Source organism: Chromobacterium sp. FG89 (assembly GCF_057808735.1).
Genome location: NZ_JBMDIQ010000002.1, coordinates 243,453 through 263,008 on the forward strand (window position 1 = coordinate 243,453; position 19,556 = coordinate 263,008).

Here is a 19,556-nt window from a genome sequence, read left to right on the forward strand (position 1 = left end):
TTGGCCTGTGATTGTTAACTTGGCACGGCAATTGCTAACTATAAAGCGATCTGGTGACGTCAGGGCATGGCCCGGCGTCTCGCGCCAGTCTCCAAAGGGGATAAGAGAGCGGCAAAGCCGCCTTGGATCGGGGTCGATCGGCGAAGCCGGCGACCCCGTTTCATTTTCAGCGCATCAGGGCTGCTCGCCCACCAGATAGCGCTGGCTCATCCGCTTGAAGTGCTCGCTGCCGGCCTGGCGCAAGCATTCGAACAGTACCATCTCCTTGCTGACGATGACGGCCCCGGCGTCGCGCATCCTTTGCAAGCCCAGTTCGATGTCGGACGCCTTGCGGCTGGACACCGCGTCAGCCACCACGAAGACCCGCTTATCCAGCTCCAGCAGTTCCAGCACGGTTTGCAGCACGCAAACATGCGCTTCCATGCCGCAGACGATGACTTGCGGCCGGGCCAGCACGGCGTCCGGCAGACAGTGGGCGGCGACGCAGGAAAAATGGGTCTTCTCGACCACCTTGGGTTCCGGCGCCTGGGCGAGCAGCTCGGGCAGGGTGTGGCCCAGGCCGCGCGGATATTGCTCCGAAAACACCACCGGCAGGCCGTGGTCGCCGGCCACGCTGATCAGCCAGCGGCAGCGCGCCGCCATGCCTGCCGCGTCGACGACCGCCGGCGCGAGTTTTTCCTGGACGTCCACCACCAGCAGGCTGGCCAACTCCTTGTGCATCAGCATAATGCGCTCCTTGGGGCGTGTGAGGGGTTTGTCGCAGCATTCAGGATACCTGTTTTGACGCGGGCTTGCGCCGCGCTGAAATCCTTTTGTCATTTTCGCTTGCCGGCCTCATCCCGTTCCGTTGATGATGACTCAAAGGCCGAATCGCAATAATCGACAGGAGGTGAATCGTGGATGGACTGCATATCCGCAAGGTGGAGCCGGAAGACGCGCCCGTCTTGGCGGCGATGATGGTGTTGGAGGAGGTGGTGGCCAATACTTTGCAACTGCCCTACCAATCGGTTGAGGACTGGCGGCGGAAGCTGGCGCACACGCCGCCGCACGTGCATTCCCTGGTGGCCTGCAACGCCGAAGGGCGGGTGATAGGCAATGCCGGCCTGATAGGCGACGAGCGTCCGCGCATCCGGCACGCGGCCAGCCTGTTCATCGTCGTGCATCCGGATTGGCACGGCCGCGGCGTGGGCTCCGCCTTGTTGCGGGCGCTGCTGGAGCTGGCCGACAACTGGTTGGGATTGTTGCGGGTGGAGCTGGCGGTGGTGCACGACAACGAGCCGGCGATCGCCCTGTATCGCAAATTCGGTTTCGAACTGGAAGGGAGGCGGCGGATGGAACAACTGCGCGCCGGCCGTTATGAAGACACCTTGATCATGGCGCGTTTGCGCCGGCCGGTATGACGAAGCGCCCGCGTGGGCGGGCGCTGGCGCGGCTGCGCGCTTATTTGGCTGCGGCGTCCTGCGCTTGCGGCGCCGGCTGCTGCGTTTGCAGCTGAGCGTCCATGCGCGCGCGCATTTCCCACATATTGGACAATCCTTCGCCGGCCATCGCGGCGCCGGACAGCAGGATCAGGGACAGGGTGGTCAGTACGGTTTTCTTCAGCATGATGTTTCCTTTCATGGCAAATCGACCGGTCGACCGGCTCGGCGCAGGGCGTCGACGGAGGTCGGCTGCGGGCCTGGCGAAGCCTGTCGCTGTTTGGGCGGCCTGCATCGCCATTGAATTCTAGTGAAGGCAGGGACTTTGTCCGGCCATGGCGGTGATCAATTTGCAAACGAGTGTGAATCGCGTTTCGCGGGGCCTGGCCTCCCGCCGCGGAGCGCGGGCGGGAGGGGGCGGTTCGCCATCTTAGCTGGCGGATTGGCTGGTCTGAGCGCCGGCTGCCGCGCTTGGCTGCGCGGCGGTTTGCTTGGCGGCGATCTGGGCCTCCATGCGCTCGCGCATTTCACGGGCGTTGCTGGCGCCTTCGCCGCCGGCCATGGCGGCGCCGGACAGAATGATCAGGGACAGCGCGGTGAGTACGGTCTTTTTCATGATGGTTTCCTTTCATTGCGATCTGGCCGGGGCCGGACTTGCTGCGTCCGGCGGCAGGGCTTGAGTCGACATTCTATGGCGGGCTTTGCCGCAGTGCGGTAAACGATTGTGAGCGTGTGCTAATGAGTTTTGACGGCGTTTACAAAGCCGGATTACCGGCCGGCCTGGCTGGTTTGAGGCGCTGTCGGCGCTTGCTTGGCGGCGATCTGGGCGTTCATGCGTTCGCGCATTTCACGGGCGTTGCCGGCGCCTTCGCCGCCGGCCGTGGCGGCGCCGGACAGAACGATCAGGGACAGGGCTGCGATAAGGCTGTGTTTCAACATGGTGAATTCCTTGTAAAGTGTGGGACGGGCGCTTATTTGGCTTGCGGAGCCTGGGCCGGGGTTTGGGCCTGCTTGGCGTCGATCTGGGCTTGCATGCGTTCGCGCATTTCACGAGCGTTGCCGGCGCCCTCGCCGCCGGCGGCGGCGGCGCCGGACAGAACGATCAGAGACAGGGCGGCGATAAGAGTTTGCTTCAACATGGTCAAAATCCTTGTGTGATTGAGTGGCTTGGCGGCGGCGAGGATGTTCAAAATGCTAGAATCGATCCGGCGCTCCGCTAAGGAGTCGCTTAGCCTGCTCTGGCGGGCTGTGCGACTTAGTGACTGAATATTAAGGATGTTTTTTCGCCGCAGATAGCGGAATGATTTGCACTGAACCATCAGTAAATTTGAATATGAAACTATCTCTCGACGCTTTGCTGGTGCTGGACGCCATCGATAATCACGGCAGCTTCGCCGCCGCCGCGGACGCCCTGTTCCGGGTGCCGTCCGCGGTCACCTATACCGTGCAGAAACTGGAGCAGAGTCTGGGCGTGCAGATCTACGACCGCAGCGGCCACCGCGCCCGGCTGACGCCGGCCGGCGAGCGCCTACTCAAGGACGGCCGGCATCTGCTGGACGCGGCGCGTCAGCTGGAGCTGCGGGTCAGCAAGCAGGCTCAGGGCTGGGAACACCAGTTGCGCATCGTGATCGGAGACCTGGTGGATTTCGCCCAGGTGATTCCCTTGATCGCGGAATTCGATCAGCTGGCCTCGGCCACGCGGCTGATTTTCCGCAGCGAGATTTTCGGCGGCACCTGGGACGCGCTGTACGACGACCGCGCCGATCTGGTGATAGGCGCGCCCAATATGCCGCCGCCCGGGGATTATTTCACTCGCACCATAGGCAGTTACGATTTTGTCTTGGTGGTGGCCGCCGGCCATCCGCTGGCGGCGGAGGATAAGCCGCTGCCGCCGCATGTGTTGCGCCAGCACCGCGCGGTGGCGATAGGCGACACCTCGCGGCGCTTGCAGCCGCGCACCGGCGGTTTGCTGGACGGCCAGGACGTGCTGACCGTGCACAGCAGCCGCGCCAAGCTGGACGTGATCCTGGCCGGCCTGGGCAGCGGTTATCTGCCGCGCTCCATGGTGGGGCCTTATCTGGCCAGCGGGGACTTGGTGGCCAAGGAGGTGGCCGAAGACAGCCCGGATCACCAGATGTGTTTCGCCTGGAAGCAGGCGCAGCCGGGCAAGGCTTTGCAGTGGTTCATTCAGCGGCTGGAGCAGGCGGTGGAGGCGGGCGAGCTGCGGCCGTGAAAAAGCCGGCGTCCGCGAGGAGGCCGGCCGGATAGGCTCAATTGCGTGGGGGTGCTTAGAGCGTGTTTACGATCCCGCGAGCTAAGGCGAGACAAGGCGAAAACGGCTGAGAAAGCGGAATGTACACGTGGTATATGAGCATTTCGAAGGCGTACTCGCCGTGCCACGCCTCATGAAGCGCAGCAGATCGTAAACAGCTTCTTACACGTCCTGGCCCTCGACGATGCCGTCATGGCTGGCGGCGCGCTTGGGCAGCAAGAGGTTCAGCACGATGGCCAACAGCGAGCACAGGCCGACGCCGGCCAGCTCGAAATCCCCCAGCTTCAGACTGAGGCCGCCGATGCCGGAGGTCAGCACCACCGAGATGATCACCAGATTGCGCGGTTCCATCAAGTCCACCTTGGCCTCGATCAGGGTCTTCAGGCCGATGGAGGCGATGGTGCCGAACAAGAGCACCATGATGCCGCCCATCACCGGCAGCGGGATGGACTGCAGCAGCGCGTTGAACTTGCCGAAGAAGGCCATGGCGATGGCGAACAGCGCGGCCCAGGTCATGGTGACCGGGTTGAAGTTGCGGGTGATCATCACCGCGCCGGTGACTTCGGCGTAGGTGGTGACCGGCGGGCCGCCGATCAGGCCGGCCACGCAGACGCCCAGGCCGTCGCCGGACAGGGTGCGGTGCAGACCGGGCGACTTGGTGTAGTCCTTGCCGGTGACGCCGCCTATCGCCATCACGCCGCCGATGTGCTCGATGGCCGGCGCAATCGCCACCGGCAGCATGAACAGCGCGGCGGCCCAATTGACTTCCGGGCTGTGGAAGGCGGGCATCGCGAACCACGGCGCGGCGGCCAGCTTGGCGAAGTCCACCACGCCGAGCAGGGCGGCGGCGATGTAGCCGACGATGACGCCGGCCAGAATGGGCACCAGCTTGAACAGGCCGCGCGCGTAGATGGACACGATGACGGTGGTGGCCAGCGAGATCGCCGCCAGCAGCATGGACACCGCGTAAGGCGTCACCTGCTTGCCGCCGGCGATGCCCATCGCCATGCCGGAGGCCGCGGAGGCCACCGACAGGCCGATGATCATGATCACCGGGCCGATCACCACCGGGGGCAGCAGCCGGTTGACGAAGGCCATGCCGCGCCAGCGGACCACGGCGGAAAACAGGAAGTACATGAAGCCGGCGCAGAACAGGCCGAACTGCGTCGCGCCCTGGCCCCAGGTGTGCATGGAATAAATGATGGGGCCGATGAAGGCGAAGGAGGAGCCGAGGAAGATCGGCACCTGGCGCCCGGTGTACAGCTGGAACAGCAGGGTGCCGACGCCGGCGCCCAGCAGCGCCATCGCCGGATTGAGGCCGGTCAGCAGCGGCACCAGCACCAGCGCGCCGAAGGCGACGAACAGGATCTGGGCGCCGGACACGGCCAGCTTGAGTTGTTGGAACATGGTTTTAACCTTTTGGCTCGTCTTGGTCTGAATGGGGGGCGGGGGCCTGGTCCAGCCGCTTGCCCAGAATGCGCGACTGCGGTTCCAGGCCGCGACGCAGGTAGAAATTCAGCGCGGCCTGATTGAAGTCCTTCACCTCCAGGCGGATCTCGTCGGCCGAATGCCGCCGCGCCCAGTCTTCGGCCGCCGCCAGCAGCGCGCTGCCTTGGCCTTGCCCGCGCTCAGCCGCCGTCACCACCAGGGTGGTGACGCGGCAGATGCGGCGCGGCCGCAGGAAGGGCAGGGTGAGTTCCAGCAGGGACAGGGCGATGAAAGCGCTGGCCTCTCCGCCGGATTCAGCCAGCAGCAGCGCGCCGCCGGGCGCGTCCAGCAGGCCGGCCCAGAACGCGCGGTCGCGGTCGGCGGCGCCGTTGGCGGCGAAGATGTGCGGCAGCGCGCGATGGTGCTGCAGGTTGATCTCGTCGGCCAGGCGGCAGATCGCCGCGAGGTCGCTTGCGGCAGCGGGACGTATTTTCATGCTTGGGGCCGGGCTGGGCGCGCAAAAAAGCGCCGCTTCCGGAGTGGGAGCAGCGGCGCTGGACGGGCTCATGATCAGGCTTGCTTGGTGCCGAAGATCTTGTCGCCGGCGTCGCCCAGGCCGGGGATGATGTAGCCGTGCTCGTTCAGGTGGCTGTCGAGCGAGGCGGCGTAGATCTGCACGTCCGGGTGGGCGTCGTTGACGATCTTCACGCCTTCGGGCGCGGCCACCATCACCACGGCCTTGATCTGTCTGCAGCCATTGCGCTTGAGCAGGTCTATGGTGGCGACTAGGGAGCCGCCGGTGGCCAGCATCGGGTCGATGATGATGGCGATGCGCTCGTCCAGATTGCCGACGAACTTCTCGAAATAGGACACCGGTTCCAGCGTTTCTTCGTTGCGGGCCAGGCCGACCACGCTGATCTTGGCCGAGGGCACCAGGTCCAGCACGCCGTCCAGCATGCCGATGCCGGCGCGCAGGATGGGCACCACGGTGACCTTCTTGCCCTTGATCTGCTGGACGTCGATCTTGCCGCACCAGCCGTCTATGGTGACGCTTTCCAGTTCGAAGTCGCGGGTGGCTTCATAGGCGAGCAGGCGCGCCAGCTCTTGGGTCAGCTGACGGAATTTCATGGTGCTGGTGTCGGCTTCGCGCAGCAGGCCGAGCTTGTGTTGCACCAGCGGATGCTGGACGACGGTGATGTTCATGAGACGTTCCCATACCTTGGCAAAGAGCTGCTTTCGGCGCGGGCGCGCCAAAAGCAGCTCTTGGTATTAATTATGAAGCCAGCAGCCTTCGGTGATCTCGGGCTGCCGGTGCGGGGTATTTGGTATGGGGCGGTATTTTACCCCTTTTCCCATTCCGAAATCCACTGCAAGAATTCGGCGGCGGCCCGCGGCGGGCTGCAGATATAGCCTTGCACCGCGTCGCAGCCCAGCTCGGCCAGCGTGGCCAAGTCGGCGCTGTCCTCCACGCCTATGGCCACCGTGGTGAGGCCGGAGGCCTTGGCCAGGCCGATGTCTTCGCGCAGGATGGCTTGCAGATGCTGATTGGAGCTGACGCCCTGCACGAAGGCGCGGTCCACTTTCAGCAGGCTGAAATGGCTGATCAACAGCTTATCGGTCAGGGTGACGCCGATGCCGAACTCGTCTATGCCGATGCCGAAGCCGGCGGCGCGCAACTGGGACAGCTGCGCGTCGGCCTTCTGCCAGTGCTGGCGCAGCGTGGATTCGGAGAATTCCAGCGTCAGCTTGGCCGGCTCCAGGCCCAGGATGCGCACTTTCTGCAGCAATTGCTCGCACAGGCTTTCATCGTCCAGCGACATCGAGGTCAGGTTGATGGTGACCGGAATGTCGTGGCCGCGCTCCTGCCAGTCGCTGCAGGCGTACAGCGATTTTTCCAGGATCAGTTCAGTGAGTTCGCGAATCATGCCGCGCTCTTCCATTGCCGGCACGAAGCTGACCGGGGACAGCACGCCAAGCGCCGGGTGCTGCCAGCGCGCCAGCGCCTCGGCGGCGATCACTTTGCGGCTGGAGATTTCGACTATCGGCTGAAACCAGGGAATGAGCTGATCGTTGACCAAGGCGCGCCAGATCTCTTCGATGGGCATGGCGCTGGCGGGGCTGAGGGCGGCTTTGGTTTCCTGATGTGTCGGCATGGGGCGATTTGGGTCGGGCAAGCGGATGTCACCCTGATTGTATGACATGGCGAGTGTTTTCGAAACGCTAAATTCCGCTTCAAAAACAAAGGTCCCGGCCATGGCCGGGACCTGGGAGAGGAGCTTACAGGTCTTTCAGCAGCTCTTGCAATTCACCGTTTTGGAACATTTCATACATGATGTCGGAGCCGCCGACGAACTCGCCTTTGACGTAGAGCTGCGGAATGGTCGGCCAGTTGGAGAAGTCCTTGATGCCCTGGCGGATGTCGGCGTCTTGCAGCACGTCCACGGTCGCGAACTGTTCAAGGCCACAGGCCTTGAGGATTTGCACCGCGCGGGAGGAGAAGCCGCATTGCGGGAATTGGGCCGAGCCCTTCATGAACAGCACTACCGGGTTGTCGGTCACGGTTTGCTGGATGGTTTGTTGCGCGCTCATTCAGTGGTCCTTGCTTGGATCGTCAATGTGGCTGCGGGGCCGCCTGCGGCGAAATACCCGAGCGTTTCAATGGGTTATTTTACTTTTCGGCCGCCCGCGGGTCAATTTGCTTCGCAGCGGGCGCCGCCTGCGCGGCGTGCCATTGCCGCAGAAAGATGTGCACCTGGCCGTCGTAGAGCGCGCGGCGGGTAATCAGCCGCGACACATTGGACGCCAGCAGCGCGGTGGCCATCAAGGGGATGATCATCGCCGAGGAGTCGGTCATCTCCATCACGATGATGAAGCCGGTCATCGGCGCGCGGGTCATGCCGGCGAAGAAGCCCACCATGCCCAAGAGCACGATCAGGGTCTGCGGCAGGAAGGGCAGCAGATTGGCCATGTTCAGGCCGAAACCGGCGCCCACCGCCAGCGACGGCGCGAACATGCCGCCGGGCACCGCGCTGATGAAGCTGATGAACATGCTGAGCAGTTTGAGCAGGCCGTAGCCCTGCATGCCGGCGCCGCTGCCCTCGATGATTTCGCGGGCGCGGAAATAGCCGGTGCCGAAGGTGACGCCGTCGCTGGCGATGCCGATCACCGCCAGCGCCAGACCGCAGCCGGCGGCGAACAGCACCGGTTTTTGCAGCCGCCAGCCGTGCAGCGGGCCGGGCAGGCGCTGGGTCAGCGCCAGCATGATGCGGCAGCAGACGCCGCCGAGCAGGCCGCCGATGATGCCGCAGACCGGGATGGCCAGCCAGGACTGCTCCAGTTCCATATTCACCGACACCATGCCGAAGTAGCTGTAATTGCCGAGGATGGCGGTGGCGGTCAGGCCGGAGACGATCACGGACAGCAGGATGGTGGAGCTGGCGCGCAAATCGAAGGTGCGGCCCATTTCCTCGATGGCGAACACGATGCCGGCCAGCGGCGCGTTGAAGGCGGCGGCCACGCCGGCGGCGCCGCCGGCCAGGATGAAGCTGCGCGCCGCGCCCTCGTGGCGCAGCGCCGCGTGGCGGTTCAGCGAGTATTTGATGGCCGCGCCCACCTGCACGATGGGGCCTTCATAGCCGAAGGTGGCGCCGGAGCTGATGCCGATCAGGGTTAGCAGCATTTTGCCGATGGCGGCGCGTATGGTCAGGATGCGCTCGCGCAGCGCCTGCATGCCGCCTTCCAGCGCGGCGATGGACTGCGGGATGCCGCCGCCGGCGGAGCCGGGAAAGTAATGGCGCATCAGCCAGATGGCCAGGGCGAGGCCGGCCGGAGTGATCAGCAGGCTCCAGTACGGCGAGTTGTCGTAGATGCGGGTGAAGATGGCGTGCGACAGATGGCTGCCGTTGGCGAAGACGCTGGCCATCAGGCCAATCAGAATGGCGGCGGTCCAGATCGGGATGTGGCGGCGCCACAGGACTGCGGACAAGTAGAGGTAACGCAGGCGGCGCTGGACGCGGCTGCGGACTTGTCTGGCAGTGGGGGTGTCTGGCATGGAGCCGGCCTTTGCGAATGAATATGTGAGATTTTTCTAATATTCAATGGTAAGGCGTATTGCCCGGAATGACAAACCCCGGCCGCATCAAGGGCCGGGGTTTGAGCATGCTCAGGCGTTTTTTTCCAGCACCGCGGCGAAGAAGCCGTCGGTATTGTGCAACTGCGGTTTCAGTTCCAGATAATCGCCCATTTGCAGCGAGATCTTCTGCTCCGCCAGCACCTCGTCCATTTTCACCAGCTTGAACTCGGGGTGATCGGCCAGGAAGGCGGCGACGATGTCCTGATTCTCCTGCGGCAACAGGCTGCAGGTGGCGTAGACCAGGCGGCCGCCGGCGCGTACCAGGCGGGCGGCGGAGGCCAGGATGGACGCCTGTTTGGCGTTCAGCTCGGCCACGCTCTCCGGGCTCTGGCGGAATTTCAGGTCCGGATTGCGGCGCAGCGTGCCCAGGCCGGAGCAGGGCGCGTCCACCAGCACGCGGTCGGCCTTGCCGGCCAGGCGCTTGACCTTGGTGTCGTTCTCCGAGGCCAGCAGCTGCGGGTGGACGTTGGACAGGCCGGAACGCGCCTGGCGTGGTTTCAGCTTGGCCAAGCGCTTTTCCGAAACGTCGAAGGCGTACAAGCGGCCGCTGGAAGCCATCTGCGCGCCCAGCAGCAAGGTCTTGCCGCCGGCGCCGGCGCAGAAGTCGACGACCATTTCACCGCGGCGCGCGCCGGTGATCAGGCCCAGCAGCTGGCTGCCTTCGTCCTGCACCTCGAACACGCCGGCCTTGAACAGCTCGTGCTTGGCCAGCGAGGGCTTGGTTTTGAGACGGATGCCCAGCGGAGAGTAGGGCGTGGCTTCGCACTCGAGGCCGTCGGCCTGCAGCCGGCCCAGCAATTCGTCGCGCTTCATCTTCATGGTGTTGACGCGCAGATCCAGCGGCGCGCCTTCGGCCAGGCCCTTGCCCAGCGCGATCACCTGTTCCGGCGTCTGTTCGCCCAGGCGCTCTATCACCCATTGCGGCAGTTCGGCGTCCACTTCCAGGCTGGCCGGCAGCGCCTTGCCCTTGATCTGGCCCAGCCATTCCTTTTCGCCGGCGCTGGCGGCGTCGCCCAGCTCCTTGACGTTGAGTCTGTGTATTTTCAGCAGGGCCACCAGGGCCAGCCGGCGCGGGGTGGCCTTGTCCGGCGCGATCAGCGCGCGCAGCTGCAAGAGGCGGCGCAGCGCGCCGAAGGCGGTTTCGGCGATGATGTGGCGGTCGTTGGCGCCCAGTTTGCTGTGTTCGCGGAAATAGGCCGACAGCACCGCGTCGGCCGGGCGGTCGAAGCGGATCATCTGGCCGATGACGGTTTCGATATGTTTCAGTTGATGGTGATTAATAGTCATTCTTGTGTTTTCTCGTGGGTTGCGGCGGCAGCTTCCATTGCGGCGCGCCGTTCACGTCGATGCGGACGGCTCTGAGGTCGATCCGCTTATCCTTGTCGATGCGCTTGATGCGCACCGGCAGATTGGAGAATTCCGGCGCCAGCCAGAATTCATTAATGTCGCCGTCGCCCTGGGCGCGGAACACGATGACCCGGATCTTGCCCGCGCCGGTGTCGTAAACGGCTTCGCCGCTGGGGCGCATCGGGTACTCGTACACTTTTTTGCCGGTGGTGATCTGGATCGCTTCCGGTCCCAGTTCGCCGCCTTTCAGCCCCAGCTGGAAAGCCAGGCTGAATACGTCCTGCGCGCCGGGCTTCAGGTCCAGCAGCTTGTCGCCTTGGTCGCCGTAGCGCAGCTGACCCGCATTGTAGTCGAAATGCGCGGACTCTTTGGCTTGCTCGCCGCGCCAGGCCTGCAGGCTGTCCGGCCGCAACCCGTTTTTTAGCTGGAAGCCGCCCTCGGAAAGATAGCGCAGCTTCGGGCCGATGAAGGGGGTGGCGCTGATGTCTAGGCGATAGCCGCCGTTGCCGCGGCTCCATTCCAGCGTGCCGGTGCCGGCCATGACCGAACCCCAGAACACTTGGTAGCCCAGTGTGGCCTGGCGCGGAAAGCCGCGCAACTTGCTCTTGGGGTGGAGGTAGCCGTCGTCCGCTGCGGCGGTTTCGGCCGCCGGCGCGCTGGCCTCGTCCTTGTCGTTCGCCGCCATATTGTCCGCGACCGGCGCCGACGAAGCGAGCTTTTCCTCCACACTGGGCATGGAGGCATCGGACTTGGCCTCCGCCAGCGGCGCGCTGCTGTCCTTGCTTGGCCGCGCCTGGGCGGCCATCGGCTCCGACGCCGCCTGCGGCGCCGAGGCTTCCGCCTTTTGGGCGGCGGGCTTGGGCTTGGCCGGCGCCGGTTTGGGCGCGGCCGGCCGCAATTGGGCCACCGCGCCTTGCGGCTCCGGCTTGGCCGCCGGCTCATCGGCGTCCAGCGCCTGCATCTTGATGCTGATGCTGCGCAAGTCCTGATCCGGCGGCAGTTCCAAAGCCGCTTCCGGCAGCAGGCCGGAGCCCAGCACGCCCAGATGCAGGGCGAGCGACAGGGCCAGGGCCAGCAGGATCAGGCGACGGCTTTTCATGGGTTCAGGGCGCGGGCGCCATCAGGCTGCCGGCAAGCGCGGCGCGGCTGGCGATCTTGCCGGCGACGATGTTCAGCTCGCCGGCGACGAAGCGGCGCACTGCGGCCGGGTAGAGTTGGTGTTCCAGTTGCAGCACGCGTTCGGCCAGCGTGTCGGCGCTGTCGCCGTCCAGCACTTCCACCACGCCCTGGGCGACGATGGGGCCGTGGTCCAGCTCGGCGGTGACGAAGTGCACGGTGCAGCCGGCCACCTTGCAGCCCATTTCCAGCGCGCGCTGGTGGGTGTTGAGGCCGGTGAAGGCCGGCAGCAGCGAGGGGTGCACGTTCAGCATGCGGCCTTCGTAGCGGCGGGTGAAGCCGGCGCTGAGAATGCGCATGAAGCCGGCCAGCACCACCAGGTCCGGCTGGTGGCCGTCTATCAGCTGCGCCAGCGCGGCGTCGAAGTCTTCGCGGCTGGCGAAGGCTTTATGGTCCAGCGCCGCGGTGGCGATGCCGCGCTCGGCCGCCCAGGCGAGGCCGGCGGCGTCGGGTCGGTTGGAGATCACCGCGGCGATGCGCGCGCCGGCGATCTTGGCGTCGACGATGGCCTGCATATTGGAGCCGCGGCCTGAAATCAGGATGACGATATTCTTCATGATGGAATCGACGGAGACTTTGCCAGATAGTGTTCCCAGTCGGCGGCATCGGTGATGCAGCGCAACTCTTGTTCGTGCCAGCCGCCGCCCAAGTCCAGGCAGCGATCGAGGTCGGCCAGGATGGCGGCCTCGCGATAAATGACAAACGCCGCCAGCAGGGCCAGCGGCGCCAGTAGCATCCAACGCAGCGCTTTAGGCGATCTGAGTTTGATGTTCGTCTCCATTGCGGGCGCGCACCGCGCCGATCCGGTATGCGGTCTCGCCTTCGGCCTGCAGCAGGGCGATGGCCTGTTCCGCCTGTTCCGCCGCCACGATCACCACCATGCCGATGCCGCAGTTGAAGGTCCGGTACATTTCCTGGCTATCGACCTTGCCTTCCTGTTGCAGCCACTGGAACAGTTTGGGCTGCGGCCAGGCCGCGGCGTCGATCTGGGCGACGACATGTTCCGGCAGCACGCGCGGCGTGTTCTCGGTGATGCCGCCGCCGGTGATGTGGGCCATGCCTTTGACCGGCAGCGCCTGCATCAGCTTGAGCAGAGGCTTCACATAGATGCGGGTGGGGGCGATGACGGCGTCGCGCAGGCTGCGGCCGTCCTCGAACGGCGCGTCCAGGTCCGGCTGGGCGCGGTCGATGATCTTGCGCACCAGCGAGTAGCCGTTGGAGTGCACGCCGTTGGATTTCAGGCCCAGCACCACGTCGCCCGGGGCGATGTCGCGGCCGCTGATCACGGCGCTCTTCTCCACTACGCCGACGGCGAAGCCCGCCAGATCGTATTCGCCGGTCGGGTACATGCCGGGCATTTCCGCGGTCTCGCCGCCGATCAGCGCGCAGCCGGCCTGTTCGCAACCGGCGGCGATGCCTTTGATCACGTCGGTGGCTTGGGGCACGTCCAGTTTGCCGCAGGCGAAATAGTCGAGGAAGAACAGCGGTTCCGCCCCTTGCACCAGGATGTCGTTGACGCTCATTGCCACCAGGTCGATGCCCACGGTATCGTGACGATTCCAGTCGAAGGCCAGTTTCAGCTTGGTGCCGACGCCGTCGGTGCCGGAAACCAGCACCGGCTCCTTGTATTTCTTGGAAATCTCCACCAGTGCGCCGAAACCGCCGATGCCGCCGATCACCTCCGGGCGCATGGTGCGCTTGGCATAAGGCTTGATGTTCTCGACCAGCGCGTCGCCGGCATCAATGTCGACGCCGGCATCACGGTAACTGAGGGAAGTGGTGTTCAAGGTAAACTCGCTTTCTGCAAATCTTGAAGTATTTTTACATCAAGCTTTCGCCGACGCGAAAGCAGCACATTTTAACTGAAGTCGCGATGAAACGCTCCCAAAACCGTCTGATTCCCTGGGTCATCGGCGCAACAGCCCTGCTGTTCGCCGGCTGGCTGTTGCAGCAGTTGGCGGCCGCGCTGACGCCGTTCGCGGTGGCCGCGGTGCTGGCCTATGTGCTCAATCCCGCGATGCGCTACCTGGCCGGCAAAGGCCTGCCGCGGCCGTTGGCCGCCGGCTTGGTGACGCTGGCCGGCATGGCCGCCACCTTTGCCTTGCTGCTGGTGGTGGCGCCCATGCTGTTCAAGCAGACCCAGGGCCTGATCGACCGCCTGCCGGTCTTGGTGGACTTCACCCAGGGCCGGGTGCTGCCCTGGCTGCGCGCCGAGTTCGCCATCCAGCTGGAGCTGGACGCCGCCGGCTGGAAGCGGGTGCTGGCCGCCAACGCCGGCGCCTTGAAGAGCGCGCTGTCGGCGGTGGCCCTGCGCGCCACCCAGAGCGGCGTCATGCTGGCCGGCCTGTTGTTCAATCTCTTGTTGCTGCCGGTGCTGCTGTTTTATTTCCTGCAGGACGGGCCGCGGATGGCGGCGACGCTGGCCACGCTGGTGCCGCGGCGCTGGGCGGACGAGGTGGCGGCCCTGGCGCGGGAGCTGGATAGGGTGCTGGGCGAATTTCTGCGCGGCCAGCTGTCGGTGATGCTGATCATGGCGGTGATCTTCGCGTCCAGCCTGGCCTTGCTGGGCCTGGAGTCCGGCATCGCCATCGGCGTGGTGGCCGGCCTGCTGGTGTTCATTCCCTATCTGGGCACTTTTCTCGGTTTCGCGCTGGCGGGCCTGGCCGCCGCGCTGCAGTTCGATTCCGCCGGCGAGGTGCTGCTGGTGCTGGGCGTGTTCGGCGCCGGACAATTGCTGGAAAGCCTGCTGATCACGCCTTGGCTGGTGGGCGAGCGCATCGGCCTGTCGCCGGTGGCGGTGATCTTTTCCCTGCTCGCCTTCGGGCAGTTATTGGGCTTCGCCGGCCTGCTGCTGGCCTTGCCGATGGCGGCCGCCACCTTGGTGATCTGCCGCTTTCTGGCGCGCGCTTATTTCAACACACGCTTTTATCAGCGTAAAATCAGGAATAGACATCAAAACCTAGTTTGATCGCCTTCACTTGGACCAGTTAATACTTGATTTGACGCCCACCCCCTTGCCGGCCTTCGACAATTTCCTGGCCGAACGCAACCGCGAGGTGATTACCGCGCTGACGGCCGAGGCCGGCGAGCGCTTCATCTATCTGTGGGGCGAGCCCGGCTGCGGCAAGACGCATCTGTTGCAGGCCTGGATCGCCCACGCCGAGCGGCTGGGGCGCGCCTCCATCTATCTGGACGGCAAGACCGAGCATCTGCCGGACTTCGCGCGCGAAGCCAGCTTCATCGCCGTCGACCATGTCGACGACCTGGCGCCGGACGACCAGATCACTCTGTTTTCCTTCTACAACTCGCTGAAAGAGAGCGGGGAGTCGCGGCTGTTGATGGCCGGCCGCCAGCCGCCGATGGCCTTGGCGGTGCGCGACGATCTGCGCACCCGCCTGGGCTGGGGCCTGGTGTTCGAAGTCAAGGCGCTGTCGGACGAGGACAAGCTGGCCGCCTTGCGCAGCCACGCCGCCAGCCGCCAGCTGTCGATTCCGGACGATGTCTACCGCTACCTGCTGACCCATTGGCGGCGCGACCTGTCCAGCCTGATCGGCATGATTGACATATTGGACCGCTATTCTCTGGCCATGAGGCGGCCGATCACCGTGCCGCTGGTGAAAAACGTTTTGCAAACCGCAAGCCCGGAACCATGACCGACACTTCTGCATTGCGCAATCTGGCGCTGTTCGACCTAGACCACACCCTGATCGCCGGCGATTCCGATTTCGAATGGCCGCGCTTCCTGATCCATCGCGGCATTCTGGAGCAGGCGCATTACGACGAGCGCAACAATTATTTCTACCGGCAGTATCAGCAGGGCACGCTGGACATCCACGAATACCTGGTGTTCGCGCTGGAGCCCTTGAAGCGTTTCAGCCGCGCCGAACTGGACGCCTTGCACGCCGACTACCTGGAACAGCACATCAAGCCCATCATCACCCGCAAGGCGCGCGAATTGCTGGCCGCGCATGCGGCCCAGGGCGACGAGATCATCATCATCACCGCCACCAACCGCTTTATTACCGGGCCTATCGCCCGCGAGCTGGGCGTGGAGCATCTGATCGCCATCGAGCTGGAGGAAGACGAGCAGGGCCGCTTCACCGGCCGCGTCAGCGGCGTGCCCAGCTTTCAGCAGGGCAAGATCACCCGTTTGCAGCAGTGGCTGGACGAGCGCGGCCTGAGCATGGACAGCTACGGTCAGAGCTTTTTCTACAGCGATTCGCACAATGACCTGCCCTTGCTGAAGCTGGTGGATCATCCAGTGGCGGTGGACCCGGACGACACCCTGCGCGCCCACGCCGAGCAAGAGGGCTGGCGGGTGATTTCGCTGCGCGATTGAGGCGCGGCAATTATCCACAGCGGCGGCTGAATAACCTTGTGGATAACTGTGTGGATCGCTTGCCAGGGCTTGGCTTTTGCTGGCAAAGGTTAAAAAAGCGGCAGCCTCCAATCATGGCGCGGATCTTGATAGTCTGGGTTGAAAGCCTTGCCTGGCGCGGCTTTCGCCGGCTTGAGTTTCGAGCGGCGCCGATGAAATGGGGCCGGCATTCGAAAGCCTTTATAAAAGATGGGTTTAGACGGCTTTGTTGACAACTCTGCGTAGTTTTCGCCGCTAAGCGCCTGTTTGAGGGCGCGGCGGCGGCGGCGCGCAGCGGAGCCGGTTGCTGAACCGGCATGGATGCCGCTAAAGTTCAGCGTTTGCAATCGTTTTTCGGAGAACCTCCTCGTGTGGTCAATCATTGAAGCGGCCGGCTGGCCGATCTGGACCATCATCGCCGCCTCGGTCGTGTCGCTGGCGATTATCTTTGAACGCCTGTTCAGCCTGAGGAAGAGCAGCGTGGCGCCGGAGGGCCTGCTGGGGCAGGCTTTGCAGGAGTACCGCCGCGCCGGCGCCAGCGAGGAGCTGTTGCGCAAGCTGCAGGAGCATTCGCCGCTGGGCCGCCTGTTCTGCGCCGGCCTGCGCAATGTCGGCGGCAATCGCGAAGTGATGAAGGAAGCGATCGAGGACGAGGGCCGCGTGGTGGCGCATCAACTGGAGCGCTTGCTGACCACGCTGGGCACCATCGCCGCGATGGCGCCCTTGCTGGGCCTGCTGGGCACGGTGATCGGCATGATCGAGATCTTCGGTTCGCAGTCGCCGGCGGGCAACAACCCGCAAGCATTGGCGCACGGCATTTCCATCGCGCTGTACAACACCGCCTTCGGCCTGATCGTCGCCATTCCCAGCATGATGTTCTATCGCCATTTCCGCTCCAAGGTGGACGGTCTGCTGGTGGAGATGGAGTCCCAAGCGGTCAAGCTGGTGGAAGTGCTGCACGGCGAGCGTAAAAACGGGGGTTGAGCATGAATTTCCGCCGAGGCCGCAGCCGCGAAGAGCCCGAGATCAACTTCATTCCCCTGATCGACGTGCTGCTGGTGATCCTGATCTTCCTGATGGTCACCACCACTTATTCCAAGTTCGCCGAACTCAAGATCAATCTGCCGGCCGCCCAGGGCGAGCAGGCCAAGACCAAGTCGTCGGAAATCACCGTGGCGGTGGCCGCCAACGGCGAAATGGCGGTGGGCGAGGCCAAGTTGGCCGCCGGCGACAAGGCGGCGCTGTTGAGCAAGCTGAAGGACGACGCCGCGGGCAAGAGCGATGTGATCGTTATCGTCAACGCCGACGCCAAAGCCACCCACCAATCGGTGGTGACGGTGATGGAGGCGGCGCGCGAGGCCGGTCTGAACCAGCTGACTTTCGCCACCCGTTCGCAATAGCCGCATGCATTGGATAGAACGGCAATGGTATCGGCCGCGCTGGTGGCTGACGGCCCTTCTGGCTCCGCTGGAAGGGCTGTTTGCCCTGTCGGCGGCGGTCAGGCGGCTGGCTTACCGCCGCGGCTGGCTGCGCGCGGAGCGCCTGGCCGCGCCGGTGGCGGTGATCGGCAACATCAATGTGGGCGGCGTCGGCAAGACGCCGCTGACCCTGGCCCTGTTGCGTGATTTGCAACAAGGCGGCGTCAAGGCGGGGGTGATCAGCCGCGGTTACGGCGGCAGCCACCGCCAGCCCACGCTGGTGCGGCCGGACAGCTCACCGGAAGAAGTGGGCGACGAGCCGCTCTTGCTGGCCGCCGCCGGCGCGCCGGTGGTGGTGGGGCGAGACCGGGTCGCTGCCGGCCGTCATCTGCTGGCGCTGCATCCCGATTTGGAATTGATACTGACCGACGACGGTCTGCAGCATTACCGCTTAAGCCGCGATCTGGAGATCGTGGTGCTGGACGGTGCGCGCGGCGGCGGCAACGGGCGGCTGCTGCCGGCCGGTCCGCTGCGCGAGCCGTGGTCTAGGCTGCGCTCCGTCGGCGCGGTGGTGATCAATGGCGGGGACGCCGCCGGCCTGGCCTTGCCGGCCGGGCCGCGGCGTTTTGCCATGCGTTTGCGTCCGGCCGCGCTGCAGCGGCTGGACCGGCCCGAGGAGACGCGGGCGGCGGCGGATTTCGCCGGGCTGAGGCTGGCGGCGATGGCCGGCATCGGCCACCCGCAGCGCTTCTTCGACACGCTGGCCGGCTTGGGCCTGCGGCCTGAGCTTTGCCTGGCCTGGCCCGACCATCATCAATTCGCCGCGGCGGACCTGCCGGCTGACATGGACGCGGTGATCGTCACCAGCAAGGACGCGGTCAAGCTGCGGCGGGTGATTCATGATGCAGCGCAGCGTGCTAGACTATGGGTTTTGCCGGTTCAGGCGGAGTTGGAGCCTGATCTGAGCGCTTGGATTCTGGATCGACTGAAGATAAAACATGGACGCTAAATTCCTGGATATTCTGGTGTGCCCGCTGTGCAAGGGCCCGCTGGTTTTCGACAAGGCCAAGCAGGAACTGGTCTGCAAGGGCGACCGACTGGCTTACCCGATCAAGGACGGCATCCCGATGATGCTGGAAGCCGAAGCCCGCGAGCTGGCGCCGGAAGAAGAAATAAAATGAGCCGCGGCTTTTGCGTGGTGATCCCGGCGCGTCTGGCGTCCAGCCGCTTGCCGGGCAAGCCGCTGGCCGATCTCGCCGGCAAGCCCATGGTGGCGCGGGTCGCCGAGCAGGCGGCCAAGAGCGGCGCGACGCGGGTGATCGTGGCCACCGACCACGCCGATGTGCTGGACGCTTGTCGCGCTCACGGCGTCGAGGCGTTGATGACGCGCGCCGACCACGCCAGCGGCACGGACCGGCTGGCCGAAGTGGCGCAGGCCTTGAACCTGGCCGACGATGAGATCGTGGTCAATGTCCAGGGCGACGAGCCGCTGATCGATCCGGCGCTGATCGATCAGCTGGCGGCGCTCCTGGCCGCCGGCGACGCGCCGGTGGCGACGCTGGCGCATCCGTTCCGCGACGCCGCCGACATGTTCAATCCCAATGTGGTCAAGACGGTGCTGGACCACGCCGGCCGCGCATTGTATTTCAGCCGCGCGCCGATTCCCTATGCCCGCGACGCCTTCGCACAGGATGCGAGCGCGCTGCCCGCGGACCTACCGGTGCTGCGGCATATCGGCATGTACGCCTATCAGGCGGGTTTTCTGAAGACCTATAACCGTTTGGAACCGGCGCCGCTGGAGCGTTTCGAAGCGCTGGAGCAGTTGCGGGTGTTGTGGCACGGCTTCGCCATCAAGGTGGCGGTGGTCGAGTCCGCGCCGCCGGCCGGCGTGGATACGCCGGAGGACCTGGAGCGGGTGCGCCGTTTGCTGGGCGCCGGACGGAACTCATAAGCCGGGCCGCGTCGGCGCGGCCCGGATTTCGATATCAAATCATCTTATTCAAATTGA

Annotated in this window: 27 protein-coding genes; 10 read left to right on the forward strand and 17 right to left on the reverse strand. The window is 64.9% G+C overall.

What is annotated here, in order from left to right; translation table 11 throughout:
* Positions 1 to 174 precede the first annotated feature (174 nt).
* Positions 175 to 726, reverse strand: coding sequence for a hydrolase (locus tag ACODRW_RS03055; RefSeq protein ID WP_227107033.1), 552 nt, complete (start codon positions 724 to 726; stop codon positions 175 to 177).
* A 170-nt stretch (positions 727 to 896) separates the two neighbouring features.
* On the opposite strand from ACODRW_RS03055, the gene ACODRW_RS03060 reads away from it, so the two are divergent.
* On the forward strand, positions 897 to 1,400 hold the full coding sequence (locus ACODRW_RS03060) for a GNAT family N-acetyltransferase (protein ID WP_488905146.1): 504 nt from the start codon (positions 897 to 899) through the stop codon (positions 1,398 to 1,400).
* A 40-nt stretch (positions 1,401 to 1,440) separates the two neighbouring features.
* Here ACODRW_RS03060 and ACODRW_RS03065 read toward each other — a convergent pair whose 3' ends face one another.
* The 4 genes from ACODRW_RS03065 to ACODRW_RS03080 all read right to left on the reverse strand — a co-directional run bounded on the left by ACODRW_RS03065 (position 1,441) and on the right by ACODRW_RS03080 (position 2,557).
* Complete coding sequence (locus tag ACODRW_RS03065; protein WP_199225797.1) at positions 1,441 to 1,605, reverse strand: hypothetical protein; 165 nt, start codon at positions 1,603 to 1,605, stop codon at positions 1,441 to 1,443.
* Between the two features lie 243 nt (positions 1,606 to 1,848).
* The gene (locus ACODRW_RS03070) at positions 1,849 to 2,034 is read right to left on the reverse strand and encodes a hypothetical protein (RefSeq protein WP_227107036.1); all 186 of its coding nucleotides are present in this window, start codon (positions 2,032 to 2,034) and stop codon (positions 1,849 to 1,851) included.
* A gap of 152 nt (positions 2,035 to 2,186) precedes the next feature.
* The gene (locus tag ACODRW_RS03075; RefSeq protein ID WP_199225798.1) at positions 2,187 to 2,357 is read right to left on the reverse strand and encodes a hypothetical protein; all 171 of its coding nucleotides are present in this window, start codon (positions 2,355 to 2,357) and stop codon (positions 2,187 to 2,189) included.
* A gap of 32 nt (positions 2,358 to 2,389) precedes the next feature.
* Positions 2,390 to 2,557 carry a hypothetical protein gene (locus ACODRW_RS03080; RefSeq protein ID WP_199225799.1) on the reverse strand — a complete coding sequence of 56 codons (168 nt, stop codon included), beginning with the start codon at positions 2,555 to 2,557 and terminating at the stop codon, positions 2,390 to 2,392.
* Between the two features lie 194 nt (positions 2,558 to 2,751).
* Between ACODRW_RS03080 and ACODRW_RS03085 the strand changes: the two genes are divergently transcribed.
* Positions 2,752 to 3,651: a LysR family transcriptional regulator gene (locus tag ACODRW_RS03085; RefSeq protein ID WP_227107041.1), complete on the forward strand. Its 900-nt coding sequence runs from the start codon at positions 2,752 to 2,754 to the stop codon at positions 3,649 to 3,651.
* Positions 3,652 to 3,852: 201 nt separating this feature from the next.
* On the opposite strand, the gene ACODRW_RS03090 is transcribed toward ACODRW_RS03085, so the two are convergent.
* From ACODRW_RS03090 to purM, 11 genes are all read right to left on the reverse strand, one after another.
* Positions 3,853 to 5,097, reverse strand: coding sequence for a uracil-xanthine permease family protein (locus ACODRW_RS03090; RefSeq protein WP_253313838.1), 1,245 nt, complete (start codon positions 5,095 to 5,097; stop codon positions 3,853 to 3,855).
* A gap of 4 nt (positions 5,098 to 5,101) precedes the next feature.
* The gene (locus ACODRW_RS03095; RefSeq protein ID WP_488905147.1) at positions 5,102 to 5,614 is read right to left on the reverse strand and encodes a GNAT family N-acetyltransferase; all 513 of its coding nucleotides are present in this window, start codon (positions 5,612 to 5,614) and stop codon (positions 5,102 to 5,104) included.
* Between the two features lie 74 nt (positions 5,615 to 5,688).
* A complete protein-coding gene (gene upp, locus ACODRW_RS03100) occupies positions 5,689 to 6,321 on the reverse strand; it encodes a uracil phosphoribosyltransferase (RefSeq protein ID WP_227107045.1) in 633 nt (210 codons plus the stop codon).
* A 137-nt stretch (positions 6,322 to 6,458) separates the two neighbouring features.
* The gene (locus ACODRW_RS03105) at positions 6,459 to 7,271 is read right to left on the reverse strand and encodes an EAL domain-containing protein (RefSeq protein ID WP_107798221.1); all 813 of its coding nucleotides are present in this window, start codon (positions 7,269 to 7,271) and stop codon (positions 6,459 to 6,461) included.
* Between the two features lie 124 nt (positions 7,272 to 7,395).
* The gene (gene grxD / locus ACODRW_RS03110) at positions 7,396 to 7,707 is read right to left on the reverse strand and encodes a Grx4 family monothiol glutaredoxin (RefSeq protein WP_107798222.1); all 312 of its coding nucleotides are present in this window, start codon (positions 7,705 to 7,707) and stop codon (positions 7,396 to 7,398) included.
* Positions 7,708 to 7,786: 79 nt separating this feature from the next.
* A complete protein-coding gene (locus tag ACODRW_RS03115) occupies positions 7,787 to 9,169 on the reverse strand; it encodes a chloride channel protein (RefSeq protein WP_107798223.1) in 1,383 nt (460 codons plus the stop codon).
* Between the two features lie 111 nt (positions 9,170 to 9,280).
* Positions 9,281 to 10,531: an RsmB/NOP family class I SAM-dependent RNA methyltransferase gene (locus ACODRW_RS03120; protein WP_370445212.1), complete on the reverse strand. Its 1,251-nt coding sequence runs from the start codon at positions 10,529 to 10,531 to the stop codon at positions 9,281 to 9,283.
* A complete protein-coding gene (locus ACODRW_RS03125; protein ID WP_488905148.1) occupies positions 10,527 to 11,696 on the reverse strand; it encodes a DUF3108 domain-containing protein in 1,170 nt (389 codons plus the stop codon). Before ACODRW_RS03125 ends, ACODRW_RS03120 begins: the two co-directional genes overlap by 5 nt.
* Before the next feature lie 4 nt (positions 11,697 to 11,700).
* A complete protein-coding gene (gene purN / locus ACODRW_RS03130) occupies positions 11,701 to 12,330 on the reverse strand; it encodes a phosphoribosylglycinamide formyltransferase (RefSeq protein ID WP_107798226.1) in 630 nt (209 codons plus the stop codon).
* Positions 12,327 to 12,554 (reverse strand): hypothetical protein, encoded by a 228-nt coding sequence (locus ACODRW_RS03135; protein ID WP_146176566.1) that lies wholly within the window; start codon positions 12,552 to 12,554, stop codon positions 12,327 to 12,329. The genes purN and ACODRW_RS03135 overlap by 4 nt, the downstream gene beginning before the upstream one ends.
* Positions 12,523 to 13,560, reverse strand: coding sequence for a phosphoribosylformylglycinamidine cyclo-ligase (gene purM, locus ACODRW_RS03140; protein WP_488905149.1), 1,038 nt, complete (start codon positions 13,558 to 13,560; stop codon positions 12,523 to 12,525). The genes ACODRW_RS03135 and purM overlap by 32 nt, the downstream gene beginning before the upstream one ends.
* A gap of 86 nt (positions 13,561 to 13,646) precedes the next feature.
* Between purM and ACODRW_RS03145 the strand changes: the two genes are divergently transcribed.
* Genes ACODRW_RS03145 through ACODRW_RS03155 form a run of 3 tightly spaced genes read left to right on the forward strand, consistent with a single transcriptional unit; the run spans position 13,647 to position 16,112 of the window.
* Entirely contained in the window at positions 13,647 to 14,741 is a 1,095-nt protein-coding gene (locus tag ACODRW_RS03145) for an AI-2E family transporter (protein ID WP_488905150.1), read from the forward strand.
* A 10-nt stretch (positions 14,742 to 14,751) separates the two neighbouring features.
* Complete coding sequence (hda, locus tag ACODRW_RS03150; protein WP_043591991.1) at positions 14,752 to 15,426, forward strand: DnaA regulatory inactivator Hda; 675 nt, start codon at positions 14,752 to 14,754, stop codon at positions 15,424 to 15,426.
* Positions 15,423 to 16,112 (forward strand): histidinol-phosphatase, encoded by a 690-nt coding sequence (locus ACODRW_RS03155; RefSeq protein ID WP_488905151.1) that lies wholly within the window; start codon positions 15,423 to 15,425, stop codon positions 16,110 to 16,112. Before hda ends, ACODRW_RS03155 begins: the two co-directional genes overlap by 4 nt.
* A gap of 89 nt (positions 16,113 to 16,201) precedes the next feature.
* On the opposite strand, the gene ACODRW_RS03160 is transcribed toward ACODRW_RS03155, so the two are convergent.
* A complete protein-coding gene (locus ACODRW_RS03160; RefSeq protein WP_488905152.1) occupies positions 16,202 to 16,513 on the reverse strand; it encodes a hypothetical protein in 312 nt (103 codons plus the stop codon).
* On the opposite strand from ACODRW_RS03160, the gene ACODRW_RS03165 reads away from it, so the two are divergent.
* The 5 genes from ACODRW_RS03165 to kdsB are packed head-to-tail and all read left to right on the forward strand — an operon-like array spanning position 16,500 to position 19,499.
* Positions 16,500 to 17,114, forward strand: coding sequence for a MotA/TolQ/ExbB proton channel family protein (locus ACODRW_RS03165; protein WP_107798231.1), 615 nt, complete (start codon positions 16,500 to 16,502; stop codon positions 17,112 to 17,114). The genes ACODRW_RS03160 and ACODRW_RS03165 overlap by 14 nt on opposite strands.
* Before the next feature lie 2 nt (positions 17,115 to 17,116).
* Positions 17,117 to 17,530: an ExbD/TolR family protein gene (locus ACODRW_RS03170; protein ID WP_107798232.1), complete on the forward strand. Its 414-nt coding sequence runs from the start codon at positions 17,117 to 17,119 to the stop codon at positions 17,528 to 17,530.
* Between the two features lie 4 nt (positions 17,531 to 17,534).
* Positions 17,535 to 18,557, forward strand: a complete 1,023-nt coding sequence (gene lpxK, locus ACODRW_RS03175; RefSeq protein WP_488905153.1) for a tetraacyldisaccharide 4'-kinase — start codon at positions 17,535 to 17,537, stop codon at positions 18,555 to 18,557.
* The gene (locus tag ACODRW_RS03180) at positions 18,547 to 18,729 is read left to right on the forward strand and encodes a Trm112 family protein (protein WP_048408720.1); all 183 of its coding nucleotides are present in this window, start codon (positions 18,547 to 18,549) and stop codon (positions 18,727 to 18,729) included. The genes lpxK and ACODRW_RS03180 overlap by 11 nt, the downstream gene beginning before the upstream one ends.
* Positions 18,726 to 19,499 (forward strand): 3-deoxy-manno-octulosonate cytidylyltransferase, encoded by a 774-nt coding sequence (gene kdsB / locus ACODRW_RS03185; RefSeq protein WP_486636578.1) that lies wholly within the window; start codon positions 18,726 to 18,728, stop codon positions 19,497 to 19,499. The genes ACODRW_RS03180 and kdsB overlap by 4 nt, the downstream gene beginning before the upstream one ends.
* Positions 19,500 to 19,556: the final 57 nt, after the last annotated feature.